Consider the following 13,922-nt stretch of genomic DNA (forward strand, 5'->3'; position numbering starts at 1 on the left):
GCGAGCGCCCAATGGTGGCGCTCGCAGTTTGCATATGTGCCACTATGGCACCCCTTTTTTTCACCCTCGCCAGCGGCCCGGCCCACGGCGGAAAGCGATGGCTATATAAGATTCCCCCCTATGGAAAAACGCGTCGTTTTCAGCCATAAGACTCTGCCCTATTTGTTGCTGGCGCCGCAATTGGCCATCACTATCGTTTTCTTTTTCCTTCCCGCGGGCCAAGCCGTATGGCAGTCTTTCCGTCTCGAAGATCCATTCGGCTTGTCTTCGCAATTCGTAGGCTTGAGCAATTTTGCCGAACTGTTCGCCAACGACAACTACCTTGATTCCTTCAAGGTCACCTCGATTTTTTCACTATTGGTTGCCGTGCTTGGCTTGACCGTCTCGCTGCTGCTGGCGGTCATCGCCAACCGGGTCGTGCGCGGAGCCGGCATCTACAAGACGTTACTGATATGGCCCTACGCCGTGGCCGCCGCGGTTGCAGGCGTGTTGTGGCTTTTCCTGTTTTCGCCTTCCGTAGGCACGCTGGCCGTGTACATGGCGCAAGCGGGAATCGGCTGGAACCCGCGCCTGGACGGAAACGATGCCATGGTACTGGTGGTGATGGCGTCGGTCTGGAAACAAATCTCCTACAATTTTCTATTTTTCCTCGCCGGGCTGCAGTCGATTCCCCGTTCATTGATCGAAGCGGCCGCCATTGATGGCGCCAGCCCTGTACGCCGGTTCTGGACTATTGTTTTCCCATTGCTATCGCCAACCACATTTTTCCTGCTGGTCGTTAACGTGATTTACGCGTTTTTCGATACCTTCGCCATTATCGACATAATGACCCAGGGCGGACCTGGGGACAGCACATCGATTCTTGTCTACAAGGTGTACAACGCGGGATTCAAAGGGCTGGACATTGGTTCGTCCGCGGCGCAATCGGTCATCCTCATGATGATCGTCATACTGCTCACGGTCGTGCAGTTCCGCTACGTTGACCGCAAAGTCAATTACTGACACCCCTGACACCTTGCTGGCAAGGCCACACATGATTGAACGTCGTCCTTACCTGGATATCCTGTCCCACATCATTCTCATCATTGGTGTGGTGATTATCGCTTTCCCTTTGTATGTCACAGTTGTCGCGTCTACGCAAACGGCACAGGAAGTCGCACAGGCTCCCATGTCGCTCCTGCCCGGCAGCCATTTCCTTGAAAACTACAGCGCCGTACTGTTCGGCGATGGTGCAAACACACCGCCCGTCGCAAGAATGATGTGGGTCAGCACGGTGATGGCGCTAACCATTGCCATCGGCAAGATAGTGATCTCCATGTTGTCGGCGTTTGCCGTCGTCTACTTTCGTTTCCGCTTCCGGATGTTCTTTTTCTGGATGATCTTTGTCACATTGATGCTGCCGGTAGAAGTTCGGATTGCGCCCACCTACAAAGTGGTCGCCGACCTGGGGATGCTTAACTCCTACGCCGGACTGACCTTGCCGCTTATTGCATCCGCTACGGCCACCTTCTTGTTCCGCCAGTTCTTCCTGACCGTACCTGACGAATTGATCGAGGCTGCGCGCATTGATGGAGCAGGACCCATGCGGTTCTTCAAGGATGTATTACTTCCCTTGTCACGAACCAGTATTGCGGCGTTGTTCGTCATCCAGTTCATTTACGGCTGGAACCAATACTTATGGCCACTGATCATGACCACGCAGGAAGACATGTATCCGGTAGTCATAGGCATCAAGCGAATGATTGCTGGCGGCGACAGCGTGACTGAATGGAATCTGGTCATGGCCACCGCCTTGCTGGCCATGATCCCACCCGCCGCAGTGGTGATCTTCATGCAGAAATGGTTTGTGAAAGGCCTGGTCGACGCCGAAAAATAAGCGCTGCGTCCCATAAGGAAGATAGAACCCCGCCCGCATTGCCCGGCACACCGATTTTGGAATGAACTATATGGCCACACTCAGTTTCCGCGACGTAACAAAGACTTATCCGGGCGATATAGCCGTCATACATGGCATCAACATGGACGTTGCGGATGGTGAATTCATTGTTATCGTCGGTCCCTCGGGCTGCGGCAAATCGACTCTGATGCGCATGGTCGCGGGACTGGAAAGCGTTACGGGCGGCGAAATCAGCATTGACGGTAAAGTGGTGAATAAGCTGGAACCCGCGGAGCGCGATATCGCCATGGTGTTCCAGAATTATGCGCTCTATCCGCATATGACGGTTTTCGAGAACATGGCCTACGGCCTGAAGATTCGCAAATTCAGCAAGCAGGAGATCCAGGCCCGTGTAGACAGGGCTGCCAAGATACTGGAGCTCTCGCTGCTGCTCGATCGCCGGCCGCGCCAATTGTCAGGCGGACAACGGCAGCGTGTCGCAATGGGTCGCGCCATCGTTCGCGACCCCAAGGTATTTCTCTTTGACGAGCCATTGTCCAACCTGGATGCCAAATTGCGCGTGCAAATGCGCCTGGAAATCCAGAAGCTGCACTCTCGCCTGAAGACCACGAGCCTGTATGTCACGCACGATCAAGTCGAGGCAATGACCCTGGCTCAACGTATGGTCGTCATGAACAAAGGCGTATCCGAACAGATAGGCACGCCAATCGAAGTATTTGAAAAACCTGCGTCGATTTTTGTCGCCAGCTTCATCGGTTCGCCGCCGATGAACCTGATCCCGGTACACGTCGATGAGCACTGTCATGTCAAGGATGAAAACGGCGCCTTGCTTCAGATCGATGCGGCATCGGTTCCTGCTGCTCTGGCAAATCAGAAGGTCATCATGGGAATGCGCCCAGAGCACATGAAGCTGCATGCGCCGGGAATGGCGATAAACGTCGAAATGGTGGAAATTCTGGGATCAGAGCAATTGATACATGGCCGGCATGGTGATACGCCCATCGTACTGCGTTGCCCGGTCGGGCTGACCAAGGATTTTCCATTGCAACTGGATGAGACGGTTCAGGTCGGGTCTGATGGTGTGCATCCGCTGCACTGGTTCGATATGACGACAGGTCGGCGGATTGTCGACTAACCCAGCACGATAACCTTCTTGCGGCTATCCCGATGGCCGGAAACGACAAGGGCGCCAGCAGGCGCCCTTGTTGTGACTGCCGTATTGACTTACTTGTACACCGTCTTGCTGCCGTCTTTATGCCAGGTAAAGATATCGAACTTGAACTCGGTGAGATCGCCCTGCTTGTTCCAGGAAATTTTTCCGATCGGCGTGGCGACGGTATTAGCATGCAGGTAAGCGGCTACTTTGACGGGGTCGTCGACGCCTGCGCCCTTTATACCATCAGCAATGGCTTTTGTTGCCGAATAGGCGGTTAGCTGGAAAGCACCACCGGGATCGCGTTTTTTATCTTTGAACGCCTTTACGATGCCTGCATTGGAAGGGTCCTGGGTGAAATCGGCCGGAAGGGTCAATAGCATGCCCTCGACAGCGGCACCCGCGATGGCATTGATGTCCGGGTTGCCGACGCCTTCAGGCCCCATGAATTTCACTTTCAGGCCCTGCTCGGCCCCTTGCCGCAACAACAGGCCCATCTCTGGATGGTAGCCACCGTAGTAGACGAAGTCGGCGCCTGTGCTTTTTAGCTTGGTTATGATGGCTGAATAATCGGTATCGCCAGCATTGATCCCTTCAAAAAAGGCAACCTTGATACCGGCTTTTTCAAGCTCGCTTTTCACCGAGCTGGCGATGCCTTGACCATACGACTGCTTGTCATGAATGATGGCGACGTTCTTGGGTTTGATCTGATCGATGATGAACTTGGCGGCTGCAGGACCTTGTTGATCATCCCGTCCTATGGTGCGGAATATCATGTCGTAGTTCTTGCCGTCGGTGACGCCCGGCGCCGTTGCCGAGGGAGTAACCATCAGGACGCCTTCAGTGTTGTAGACGTTCGTCGCCGCGATGGTGGCGCCCGAGCACACGTGCCCGACCACATAATTTATTTCGTCGTTTACAACCCGGTTGGCAACAACGGGACCCTGCTTGGGTTCGCAACCATCATCGATGGAAACGGCCTCAAGCTGCTTGCCGAGCACTCCGCCCGCTGCATTGATTTGTTCTATGGCAGTATCAACGCCCTGTTTGACCATCGCTCCATATTGGGTGACCGGACCGGTAAACGGGCCGGCAATGGCTATTTTGATCGTATCGGCCATGGCGCCCGACGTAAGCAGCATGCCTGTCGCAAAGCCTATGGCGGCGGCAACTGGAGTAAAACGGATTTTCATATAGCCTCCTCAAGGTACGCGGGAAAGCATACACCTAAAAACTGGTGACCGGGCATGATCCCGCACAGGGTTTCCTCTATGGTTTGAGTTCACCGCGGGTATCGGTCAGGACGGGCACAGGCGCTGCGCCGCCAAAAGAAAACCCGCTTTGAAAGCGGGTTGTAAAGGCGTGAATTACCTATTGCAGCAGGCTTCGCAACATCCAGGCATTTTTTTCATGGATATCAAGGCGTTGTGTCAGCAGATCGGCAGTAGGTTGATCGTCGGCGTTATCGGCTTTTTTGAACGCGGCCCTTGCCGTCTTTGCCACGGCTTCGTTTCCCCTGACGAGCAGATGTATCATCTCTTCGGCAGACGGAACGTTGGACGGTTCGCTGATTGAAGAAAGTTCGGCATACTGCGCATAGGTGCCCGGGGCGTAGTGCCCCAGTGCCCGGATGCGCTCGGCAATGGCGTCGAGTGCTTGCCATTCTTCGGTATATTGCGTCATGAACATCGTGTGCAGCGTATTGAACAGAGGTCCGGTGACATTCCAGTGAAAGTTGTGGGTCATCAGATATAGCGTGTACGAATCAGCCAACATTTTAGAGAGCTCGCCTGCCACGACTGATCGGTCCTTGTCGGAAATACCAATATCGATCGGTAAACCCTTGTCACTCATTTTGTCTGTTTTGTTGTCCAGCTTCGCCGGTTTAGCCATACTGACCTCCAAGTGATGCTCATTGAATATTCCAGTTCAAGGATACCACGTCGAAATCAAAAATCGGGGGGCTGACGCAGTGAAAATGCCACTTATCATGCGACGCTGGACGTTGGCGTCATTGCCGTATCGAGGTAGTTGACACCGGGCAGCTTGCACGCGCGGATTGCATCGCTGAGTGCTTCTATGGCCGCAGGCCGCGGAAAGCTTTTACGCCATACCAGTACGACGCGCCTGTCGGGCACCGGCTTCTTGAAGGGAATATAGGCAAGCAAATTATTCTCCAGGCCCGGCATGGAAAGCGCACTGGCTGGCAATACGGTCACGCCGATGCCGGCTGCGACCATGTGTCGTATGGTTTCGAGTGAGGAGCCTTCGAACGTGCGCTGAATCCCCTCACTGGACGCCGAGAAACGCGAGAGCTCCGGACAGACCTCGAGCACCTGGTCGCGAAAACAATGCCCTGTGCCAAGCAGAAGCATGGTCTCATTTTTCAGTGTGCGCGCATCGATTTCTTTCTGTGCCGTCCAGGGATGATTCTTGGGCACTGCCACCACGAATGGTTCATCGTATAGAGGGTGCACCACCAAGCCGGACTCCGGCAAGGGCAAGGCGACAATGGCGCAGTCGATTTCACCCTGCCGCAGGAGTTCCAGAAGGCGGGCTGTGAAGTTCTCTTGCAACAGCAGCGGCATCTGGGGCGTGGCGGTAATCTGGGTCGGCACCAGGCGTGGCAAAAGGTACGGCCCTATCGTGTGTATCACTCCTACCCGCAATGGCCCGGCAAGGGGATCATGGCCCTGCCTTGCGATTTCACGCAAATTTGCCCCTTCTTCAAGCACGCGCTGAGCTTGCGCAACCACACGCAATCCGATAGGAGTGACGCTTACCTCTGTGCCCCCACGTTCGAAGAGCACCACTCCAAGCTCGTCTTCCAGTTTGCGTATAGCGACCGACAGTGTCGGCTGGCTGACGAAACAAGCTTCGGCAGCCCTGCCAAAGTGCCGCTCACGCGCTACAGCCACGATGTACTTCAATTCGGTCAAGGTCATTGCATATCTCGATCTAAATAAGGTTCACGCTGGGCTAGCTGCGTAAAAAGTCCTGTCTGCCCCGCATCCACCGGTCCAGGTGAGCGCGTGCGTGTTCCGGGTAACGGTCGCGCAGCTCGCCTGCGGCCTCCCTTGCACGTTCAGCGATCAGGGCGTCGGTATCGATGCTCGCAAAACGCAGGAGTTCCTGGCCGGACTGACGGACGCCCAGGAATTCCCCGGGGCCACGCTGTTCAAGATCGCGCCGGGCAATCTCGAAGCCATCGGCGGTCTCGTACATGGCGCGCAGTCGCTGCCGTGCCACGGCCGACAAAGGCGACTGGTACATCAGCACACAAACTGACTGTCGGCTGCCCCGCCCCACCCGCCCACGTAGCTGATGCAGCTGCGCAAGGCCAAAGCGCTCGGCGTGCTCGATAACCATCAGGGATGCATTGGGCACGTCGACGCCGACCTCGATGACGGTCGTCGCCACCAGCAAGTCAATGGAGCCGATCCGAAAATCCTGCATGACCTGCTGTTTTTCGGACGCAGGCAGGCGTCCATGCACCAACCCCACCCGCATTCCCGACAACGCCAGTACCAACCTGGCGTGGGTATCCACAGCTGTTTGCAACTGCAGGGCTTCACTTTCCTCAACCAGGGGACATACCCAATATGCCTGGCTGCCGCCTCTTACTTCAGTGATGACATGACTCAACACCTCGTCGCGCCGCGCATCGGAAACCAGCTTGGTCAACACCGGACTTCGCCCAGGTGGAAGTTCATCGATGACTGAAACATCCAGATCCGCGAAAAAGGTCATGGCGAGGGTCCGCGGGATCGGGGTCGCGCTCATGCTCAGTTGATGCGGAATCATGTCCAGACTACCTTCAGATTCTTCACCCTTGCGGCTCAAATCCAGCCTCTGACCTACCCCGAAACGATGCTGCTCATCCAGAATTACGAGGCCCAGATTGGAAAAATTGACCTTGTCCTGGATCAGGGCCTGGGTGCCAACCACCAACTGCGCCTTGCCGGACTCGATCGATTCAATAGCCACTTTGCGCGCTTTGCTCGACAGGCTACCAGTCAGCCAAGTGACGGTAACGCCCAAAGGCTCGAGCCAACTCACCAGTTTCTGAAAATGTTGTTCCGCCAGCAGCTCGGTCGGTGCCATGATGGCAACCTGGCTCTGGCTGGAAATTGCCCTTGCCGCGGCAAACGCCGCCACGATGGTCTTGCCGCTGCCCACGTCTCCCTGCAGCAAGCGGTGCATGGGAAACGAGCGGGACAGGTCGCCGACTATTTCCATGATGACCCGTTCCTGCGCTGTGGTCAGCGCAAACGGAAGGCTGGCTCGCAATGCTTGCGTCAACCCCGCGCGATCGTCCTTGAGCGCCCGTGCCCGTTGACGTCGGCGCGCCGCGCGCGCTGCTGCCAACGATATCTGTTGGGCCAGCAATTCGTCGAACTTGATACGGGTCCAGGCTGGATGCCCCCGTTCAATCAATTGACTGTAAGAGATGTCGGGAGAGGGATGATGCAATACCCGAATGGCCTGATCGAACGGCATAAGATGGTAGCGGTCACGTATTTCGGACGGCAAGGTGTCGGACAAATCGGCACGCGCCAGGGCCTGGTCTATTGCCTTGCGCAGACTGACCTGGGACAGACCATCAGTGGTCGGATAGACTGGCGTTAGCGCCTGCGGCAGTGGCGTATCGGCCGCCGTGATTCTGGGGTGAACCATCTCGTAGCCGCCAAAACCGCCACGCACCTCGCCACGAGCGCGTATACGCTTCCCTGCAGCGACCTGCTTTTGCTGGTTGGGGTAGAAATTCAACCAGCGTAAAACCAGCGAGCCAGTATCGTCCTCAACGACAGCTACGAGTTGCCGACGCGGACGGAACTGCACCTCGCTGCGTTTCACTTCTCCTTCGACCTGAGCGGCCGCGCCCGGATACGCCGACATGATCGGTGTAATGTGGGTTTCGTCTTCATAGCGTAAAGGAAGATGCACGATGAAATCAGCAGGGTCCCGCAAGCCCAGACGCCATAGTTTGCGTTCGAGCAACGAGCCTGGACCCGTTGCAACGTGCCTCGATGCAACCGCTTTGGTGGCAGATGCGGCCACGACAACGACCCCGGATTGTTCGATCAAATGACGATAATCGCTTCAACCTCGAACTGGGCCCCCTTGGGCAGGCTGGCAACCCCTATTGTGGAGCGCGCCGGGAATGGCTGTGGAATGATATCCGCCATGATGGAATTGGCGCTGGCAAACTTGCTGAGATCGGTCAGGAACAGGGTAAGCTTGACGATATGTTCCAAAGACCCGCCGGCTGCCTCAATAACCGCCTGCATGTTGGCGAATGACTGACGTACCTGCCCTTCGAAGTTTTCCGAAACCAGTTCCCCGGTACCGGGTTCGAGCCCTATTTGCCCCGACAAGAACACCGTTTTACCGGGACCCGCAGCAACCGCCTGCGAATACGGTCCGACAGCAGCCGGCGCCGCATCAGTATGGATAATTTGCTTGGCCATGAGTTCGCTCTCTGTAAAGTCAATAAAACAACTATCAGAGTGTAATCATCTATAGCTTGAATTAACAAGCCCCCTTGCGACCCAGGCGCCTATTTTTCCACGAATGCCCGTTCTATTACATAGTCGCCCGGCTGCCCGACCCCACTGGACACCTTGAAGCCGCGCTTGTCCAGCATGGCGCTGATGTCAGCCAACATGTGGGGACTGCCGCAAAGCATGGCGCGATCGGTCTGGGGATCAAGCGGGGGAAGTCCGATGTCGGCGAAGAGCTTGCCGGACTCGACCATGTCGGTGATGCGACCCTGGTTACGAAACGGTTCGCGGGTTACGGTTGGATAGTAAATGAGCTTTTCGCGGACGATATCCCCGAAATATTCATTCTTGGGCAATTCGTTCTGGATATAGTCCGAATACGCCAGTTCGGTTTGGAACCGAACCCCATGCAAAAGAATGACTTTTTCGAAGCGCTCATAGACATCGGGATCCTTGATGATGCTCATGAACGGGGCAAGTCCGGTGCCCGTAGCAAACAGATAAAGATGCTTGCCCGGCTTGAGGTCATCGACGACCAGTGTGCCGACCGGTTTTTTGCTGACCAGTATGGTGTCGCCCTGTTTCAAGTGTTGCAGACGCGATGTCAGCGGACCGTCTTGAACCTTTATGCTGAGAAACTCGAGATTCTCTTCGTAGTTGGCACTGGCGATACTATAGGCACGCATCAGCGGCTTGCCGTTAACCTCGAGACCCAACATGACGAAGTGGCCATTATGGAAACGCAGGGCCGGGTCGCGCGTGGTGGTAAAGGAAAATAACGTATCGTTCCAATGACGTACGTTAAGAACCTGCTCTGTATTAAAGGCTGCCATTTGATTGTGTAAATAAGTTCTAGAAGGCCCGATTTTAGCGTGCCGGTCTAAGCGCACGCCGAAAACCCGTGATACATCAAGGATATTACAGCTCCAGCCACATGGACCACAGCCTCTTTCGAGCGATAACTGCAAGCCATTTAAGATAAATCAAATAAATCCTGAAAACGACCGCATCCTGAGCAGAATCGACTCGATTTTCAATTGAATAGTTGCGGATAGTCTGGTATCTTACAGCATCTATATGAGAATCATTTCTATTCGAATTTAGCCGTTTCAGTCACTACCAAATTCATTCTTAACTTTTCGCCCAGGAGATGCTTACATGCGTTTTACCCGAGAGCCACGGCCCTTGTTTCGGTCTTTAATGCTTGCTGGCTTTACAGCCCTTTGCGCGGCCTCTGGTGCTGCAACGGCGGCCGATGTCAGTCTGTATACAACGCGCGAGCCTCAACTCATCCAGCCGCTTCTGGAAGAGTTCACCAAGGACACAGGCATCAAGGTCAATACGGTTTTCGTCAAAGATGGTTTGATCGAGCGTGTAAAAGCGGAAGGCGAAAAGTCTCCAGCCGACCTGCTCATGACGGTCGACATCGGCAATTTGCTTGACCTTGTTGAAGCCGGCATCACGCAGCCCATCGAATCCAAGGTATTGAACGACACCATACCCGCAAACCTGCGTGGAACCAACAACCAATGGTATGCCTTATCGCTACGCGACCGGGTTGCCTATGTCGCGAAAGATCTCGACGTCAACGCCCTCACCTACGAGGCGTTTGCCGACCCAAAATGGAAGGGTAAGGTCTGCATACGGTCAGGACAACATCCATACAACACGGCACTGATCGCGGCCATGATCGCGCACAATGGCGCAGAAGCCACTGAAGCATGGTTGCGCAATGTCAAGAATAACCTGGGGCGCAAGGCTTCCGGCGGAGATCGCGACGTGGCGCGTGACATCCTTGGCGGTATCTGCGATGTCGGCATCGCCAATGCCTATTATGTCGGCCGCATGAAAAATGCCGAACCGGGCACAGATGCCCGCAAATGGGGCGATGCCATCAAAGTCGTACGCCCCACGTTCGCCAGCGAGAAGAGTCGCGGCACCCATGTTAATATTTCCGGCGCATCTGTCGCGAAACACGCTCCAAATAAAGAAAATGCCGTCAAGTTGCTTGAATACCTGGTCTCTGATAAAGCCCAGAGCTTGTATGCGAATGCCAATTATGAATATCCGATCAAAGAAGGTATCAAGCTGGATCCAGTAGTCGCGAGTTTCGGTCCTCTGGTTGTAGATCCGCTACCTCTGGCTGAAATCGCCAAGCATCGCAAGCAGGCAAGCGAATTGGTGGACAAAGTTGGATTCAACAACTAAAAACTTGACGTTGCCTCCTGGAACGCGAGCCATAACGCCCGCGTTCTTCCGTTTTTTGCAGGAACCCCCGCTGTTGCATCTGCGCCGTTTTTTCTCATGTGAGGCTGGCCTGGGCTGGCGGGTCGGCACGATCCTGATCGCGCTGTGCGTGCTCGCTCCCATCGCCACACTATGCTGGTACGCTTTGCAAGGCACGGCCGGGCACTGGTCCCATCTGCTCTCTTATGTTCTGCCGACGGCCTTCTTGAATACGGTGCTGCTGCTTGTCGGCGTAGGCGTATTGGTCACATCCCTGGGAGTAGGAAGCGCCTGGCTCATTACGGCATTCCAGTTTCCTTCCCAGCGCATCCTGTCGTGGGCGCTCTTGCTGCCGTTGGCCGTTCCAACCTACATCGTCGCATTCGCCTACCTCGACATTCTTCATCCCATTGGTCCCGTACAAACACTGTTGCGAGACGCATTGGGATACGACAGCCCCCGACAATTCCGGCTGCCTGATCTGCGCTCCTTGCCCGGCGCAATATTCTTGCTGGGTTTCGTACTCTATCCCTACGTCTACCTCAGCACCCGCATCATGTTTTCCACCCAGGCAGCCAGTCTCCTGGAGGCAGCCAGGGTGTTGGGAGAATCAAGCCGCAGCACTTTCTTCCGCGTTGCATTGCCCATGGCACGCCCAGCGATCGCTGTGGGAGTCAGCCTGGCGCTGCTTGAAACACTAAACGACATCGGCGCCTCCGAATTCCTGGGCGTGCAGACCCTTACGGTGTCCGTATATACGACGTGGGTCACCCGCTCAGATCTCGCCGGAGCCGCCCAGATTGCCCTCGCCATGTTGGCTATCGTCGCAGTGCTGATACTTACCGAGCGCCATGGAAGGCGCCGACAACGCTACGCGAGCACCCAGCGCACGAGGGCTATGCAGCCCAGAAAACTGAAAGGGCCCGCGGCCGCCGTTGCTTTCATGCTCGGATGGATACCGGTCGTGATCGGCTTCGTGGCACCCGCCTTATACCTGCTGAATGAAACCATCAAGCACTTCAATCGTGTGGGATCGGTCTCGGACCAGTTATTGATGAGCGGCTACAACACTGTCAAGATCGCGCTGATTGCCACCGTTGCCACGATCGCCTGCGGGCTCGTCGTCGCATGGGCGGCGCGCACCATACGAAATGGGTCCACGTTCACCCTGCCTCGGCTTTGCGCCCGAATTGCCACGTCCGGCTATGCCATACCGGGCACCGTACTGGCCATTGGCTTGCTAAGTCCCATCGTATTCCTGGGTAACCTCGGAGCCTGGCTCTGGAAATTACTCGGCAATGCGGACCCCGGCCTCCTGCTGATGGGGACCACGACAGCGCTTGTATGTGCTTACGTCATACGATTTCTCGCCATATCGATAGGCGGAATAGAGTCAGGCCTGGCACGCATTCCACCGTCCATGGAACAGGCGGCACGCCTCTTGGGCGAAACCTCCAGCGGTACCTTGCGACGCATCCACCTTCCGCTGTTGCGTCCGGCGCTGGGGGCAGCCGCCCTGCTGATATTCGTCGATGCCATGAAGGAACTGCCGGCCACGCTTCTGTTGAGGCCGGTGAATTTCGACACACTAGCGACCTGGCTTTACGCCGAGGCAGCCCGGGGAACGTATGAAGAAGGATCCGTTGCGGCGCTGGCCATTGTGCTTGCAGGCTTACTGCCGGTAGTCCTGCTGGCGCGTACTCAATTCAAGTCGACCCAATAGTATGTCCGAACTACTCAAACTCGATCATATCTCGCTTGCCTACGACACCCAGAACGGCGTGGTGCCGGTCGTGGACAACCTTTCGCTTAACTTGGAGAAAGGCCATATCGGCTGTCTGCTGGGGGCCTCCGGTTGTGGGAAGACCACCGTATTGCGCGCGATAGCGGGCTTCGAGCCCCTGCGTGCCGGTTCCATATCGCTGGGTACCACGGTGCTTTCGTCCGACAACGAACAAGTCGAACCCGAACACCGGAATGTCGGCATGATGTTCCAGGACTATGCGTTGTTCCCGCATCTTAGCGTCGAAAAAAATATCGGTTTCGGATTGCGCAGATGGGACCGACAGCGACGCAAGCAGCGCGTCGACGAGCTGCTATGCCTAGCGGGCCTGGAAGGTTCCGGACAGCGTTATCCACATGAGCTCTCGGGCGGCCAGCAGCAGCGCGTGGCGCTTGCGCGCGCACTGGCTCCCGAACCTGAACTCCTGCTGCTTGATGAGCCTTTTTCCAACCTGGACGTCGATACCCGGGAGCGGCTCGCTTTTGAGGTGCGGGATATTCTGAAAAGAACCGGTCACACCGCGATACTGGTCACCCATAATCAAGCCGAAGCGTTTGCCATTGCGGACCGTATTGGTGTCATGAGGAATGGCGTGATCGCTCAATGGGACACCCCTTACGGCATACACCACAGCCCAGTGAATGCCTTCGTCGCGGATTTCGTCAAGCGGGAAGCCTTGATGGCACAACGCGCTCAGGCCTATCTGCGAGGAGAGGCAAGCTAAGCGACCCGCTGCTTAATAACGATAGGTATAAGTAAGCTGGACGACATCCAGACCGTCATTGGGTTCCTTGATTCCCGCATTCGAAAAATGCGAGAACCGAAGTCCCACCTGATGTGCCGGGCTGATGAGCACTCCCACGCCGATATGGTTGCCAAACTGGAACGCAGAACCCAAATTTTTGTCGGCAAAACGGGTGCGGCTCAGTACCGTGGCTCCTACGCCAATTTCGGTGTAAACAAATTCATTGGGCCACCAGCGCAACATCGGCGTAGCGCTCAATTGCCACAATGAATCCGGACGGCCATGGGTGGCGTCCCAGTACGTAAGCCCAAGCTCACCGTTCAAATCCAACCTTCCCCAACCGTTTTGCAGCCGATAACTCCACCACGGCGCCGTCTCATGAAAAAGGCTGACATTGCGATAGTCATCGAAATACCCTATCCGTAGTCCTAGACCGTTACCTGAGCGTCCCGTATCCGATGCGATCGTTGTCGGAGAAACTGGCTGCGAGCTGCCTACGGGCTGGGCGCCAGCCGGTAGCGCGGCGGCCAGCACAGCCAGCGCGATGACCGGCACTACATGACGGAAAACGAACTGCGGTAAAGCGTTCATGAAATGCATGAATATTCCTTGAA

Annotated in this window: 13 protein-coding genes; 6 read left to right on the top strand and 7 right to left on the bottom strand. The window is 55.8% G+C overall.

From position 1 onward, the window contains the following. The first annotated feature begins 120 nt into the window (after window positions 1-120). From ugpA to CR155_RS09600, 3 genes are all read left to right on the top strand, one after another. Window positions 121-1,002, top strand: a complete 882-nt coding sequence (ugpA, locus tag CR155_RS09590; protein WP_102069800.1) for a sn-glycerol-3-phosphate ABC transporter permease UgpA — start codon at window positions 121-123, stop codon at window positions 1,000-1,002. A gap of 31 nt (window positions 1,003-1,033) precedes the next feature. Further along, the gene (gene ugpE, locus CR155_RS09595; protein ID WP_102069801.1) at window positions 1,034-1,876 is read left to right on the top strand and encodes a sn-glycerol-3-phosphate ABC transporter permease UgpE; all 843 of its coding nucleotides are present in this window, start codon (window positions 1,034-1,036) and stop codon (window positions 1,874-1,876) included. A 70-nt stretch (window positions 1,877-1,946) separates the two neighbouring features. Next, complete coding sequence (locus CR155_RS09600; protein ID WP_102069802.1) at window positions 1,947-3,032, top strand: sn-glycerol-3-phosphate import ATP-binding protein UgpC; 1,086 nt, start codon at window positions 1,947-1,949, stop codon at window positions 3,030-3,032. An 89-nt stretch (window positions 3,033-3,121) separates the two neighbouring features. On the opposite strand, the gene CR155_RS09605 is transcribed toward CR155_RS09600, so the two are convergent. From CR155_RS09605 to CR155_RS09630, 6 genes are all read right to left on the bottom strand, one after another. Then, complete coding sequence (locus tag CR155_RS09605; RefSeq protein ID WP_102069803.1) at window positions 3,122-4,243, bottom strand: branched-chain amino acid ABC transporter substrate-binding protein; 1,122 nt, start codon at window positions 4,241-4,243, stop codon at window positions 3,122-3,124. Window positions 4,244-4,421: 178 nt separating this feature from the next. After that, complete coding sequence (locus tag CR155_RS09610) at window positions 4,422-4,943, bottom strand: Dps family protein (RefSeq protein WP_304528515.1); 522 nt, start codon at window positions 4,941-4,943, stop codon at window positions 4,422-4,424. A gap of 95 nt (window positions 4,944-5,038) precedes the next feature. Further along, window positions 5,039-5,995 (bottom strand): LysR substrate-binding domain-containing protein, encoded by a 957-nt coding sequence (locus CR155_RS09615; RefSeq protein ID WP_102069804.1) that lies wholly within the window; start codon window positions 5,993-5,995, stop codon window positions 5,039-5,041. A 34-nt stretch (window positions 5,996-6,029) separates the two neighbouring features. Further along, window positions 6,030-8,138, bottom strand: a complete 2,109-nt coding sequence (recG, locus tag CR155_RS09620; protein ID WP_255399230.1) for an ATP-dependent DNA helicase RecG — start codon at window positions 8,136-8,138, stop codon at window positions 6,030-6,032. After that, window positions 8,135-8,521 (bottom strand): Rid family detoxifying hydrolase, encoded by a 387-nt coding sequence (locus CR155_RS09625; protein WP_102069805.1) that lies wholly within the window; start codon window positions 8,519-8,521, stop codon window positions 8,135-8,137. Before CR155_RS09625 ends, recG begins: the two co-directional genes overlap by 4 nt. Before the next feature lie 89 nt (window positions 8,522-8,610). Further along, window positions 8,611-9,387 (bottom strand): ferredoxin--NADP reductase, encoded by a 777-nt coding sequence (locus tag CR155_RS09630; RefSeq protein WP_102069806.1) that lies wholly within the window; start codon window positions 9,385-9,387, stop codon window positions 8,611-8,613. A gap of 325 nt (window positions 9,388-9,712) precedes the next feature. Between CR155_RS09630 and CR155_RS09635 the strand changes: the two genes are divergently transcribed. From CR155_RS09635 to CR155_RS09645, 3 genes are all read left to right on the top strand, one after another. Next, the gene (locus CR155_RS09635; protein ID WP_102069807.1) at window positions 9,713-10,762 is read left to right on the top strand and encodes a Fe(3+) ABC transporter substrate-binding protein; all 1,050 of its coding nucleotides are present in this window, start codon (window positions 9,713-9,715) and stop codon (window positions 10,760-10,762) included. Window positions 10,763-10,835: 73 nt separating this feature from the next. Then, window positions 10,836-12,503, top strand: coding sequence for an ABC transporter permease (locus CR155_RS09640; protein ID WP_233214078.1), 1,668 nt, complete (start codon window positions 10,836-10,838; stop codon window positions 12,501-12,503). 1 nt (window position 12,504) lies between these two features. Then, complete coding sequence (locus CR155_RS09645) at window positions 12,505-13,287, top strand: ABC transporter ATP-binding protein (protein ID WP_102069809.1); 783 nt, start codon at window positions 12,505-12,507, stop codon at window positions 13,285-13,287. 12 nt (window positions 13,288-13,299) lie between these two features. Here the strand turns inward: CR155_RS09645 and CR155_RS09650 are convergent, their stop codons facing one another. After that, window positions 13,300-13,908 carry an acyloxyacyl hydrolase gene (locus tag CR155_RS09650; RefSeq protein WP_233214080.1) on the bottom strand — a complete coding sequence of 203 codons (609 nt, stop codon included), beginning with the start codon at window positions 13,906-13,908 and terminating at the stop codon, window positions 13,300-13,302. Between the last annotated feature and the right edge of the window lie 14 nt (window positions 13,909-13,922).

The sequence above is a fragment of the Pollutimonas nitritireducens genome (genome assembly GCF_002849615.1).
Lineage (GTDB): Bacteria > Pseudomonadota > Gammaproteobacteria > Burkholderiales > Burkholderiaceae_B > Pollutimonas > Pollutimonas nitritireducens.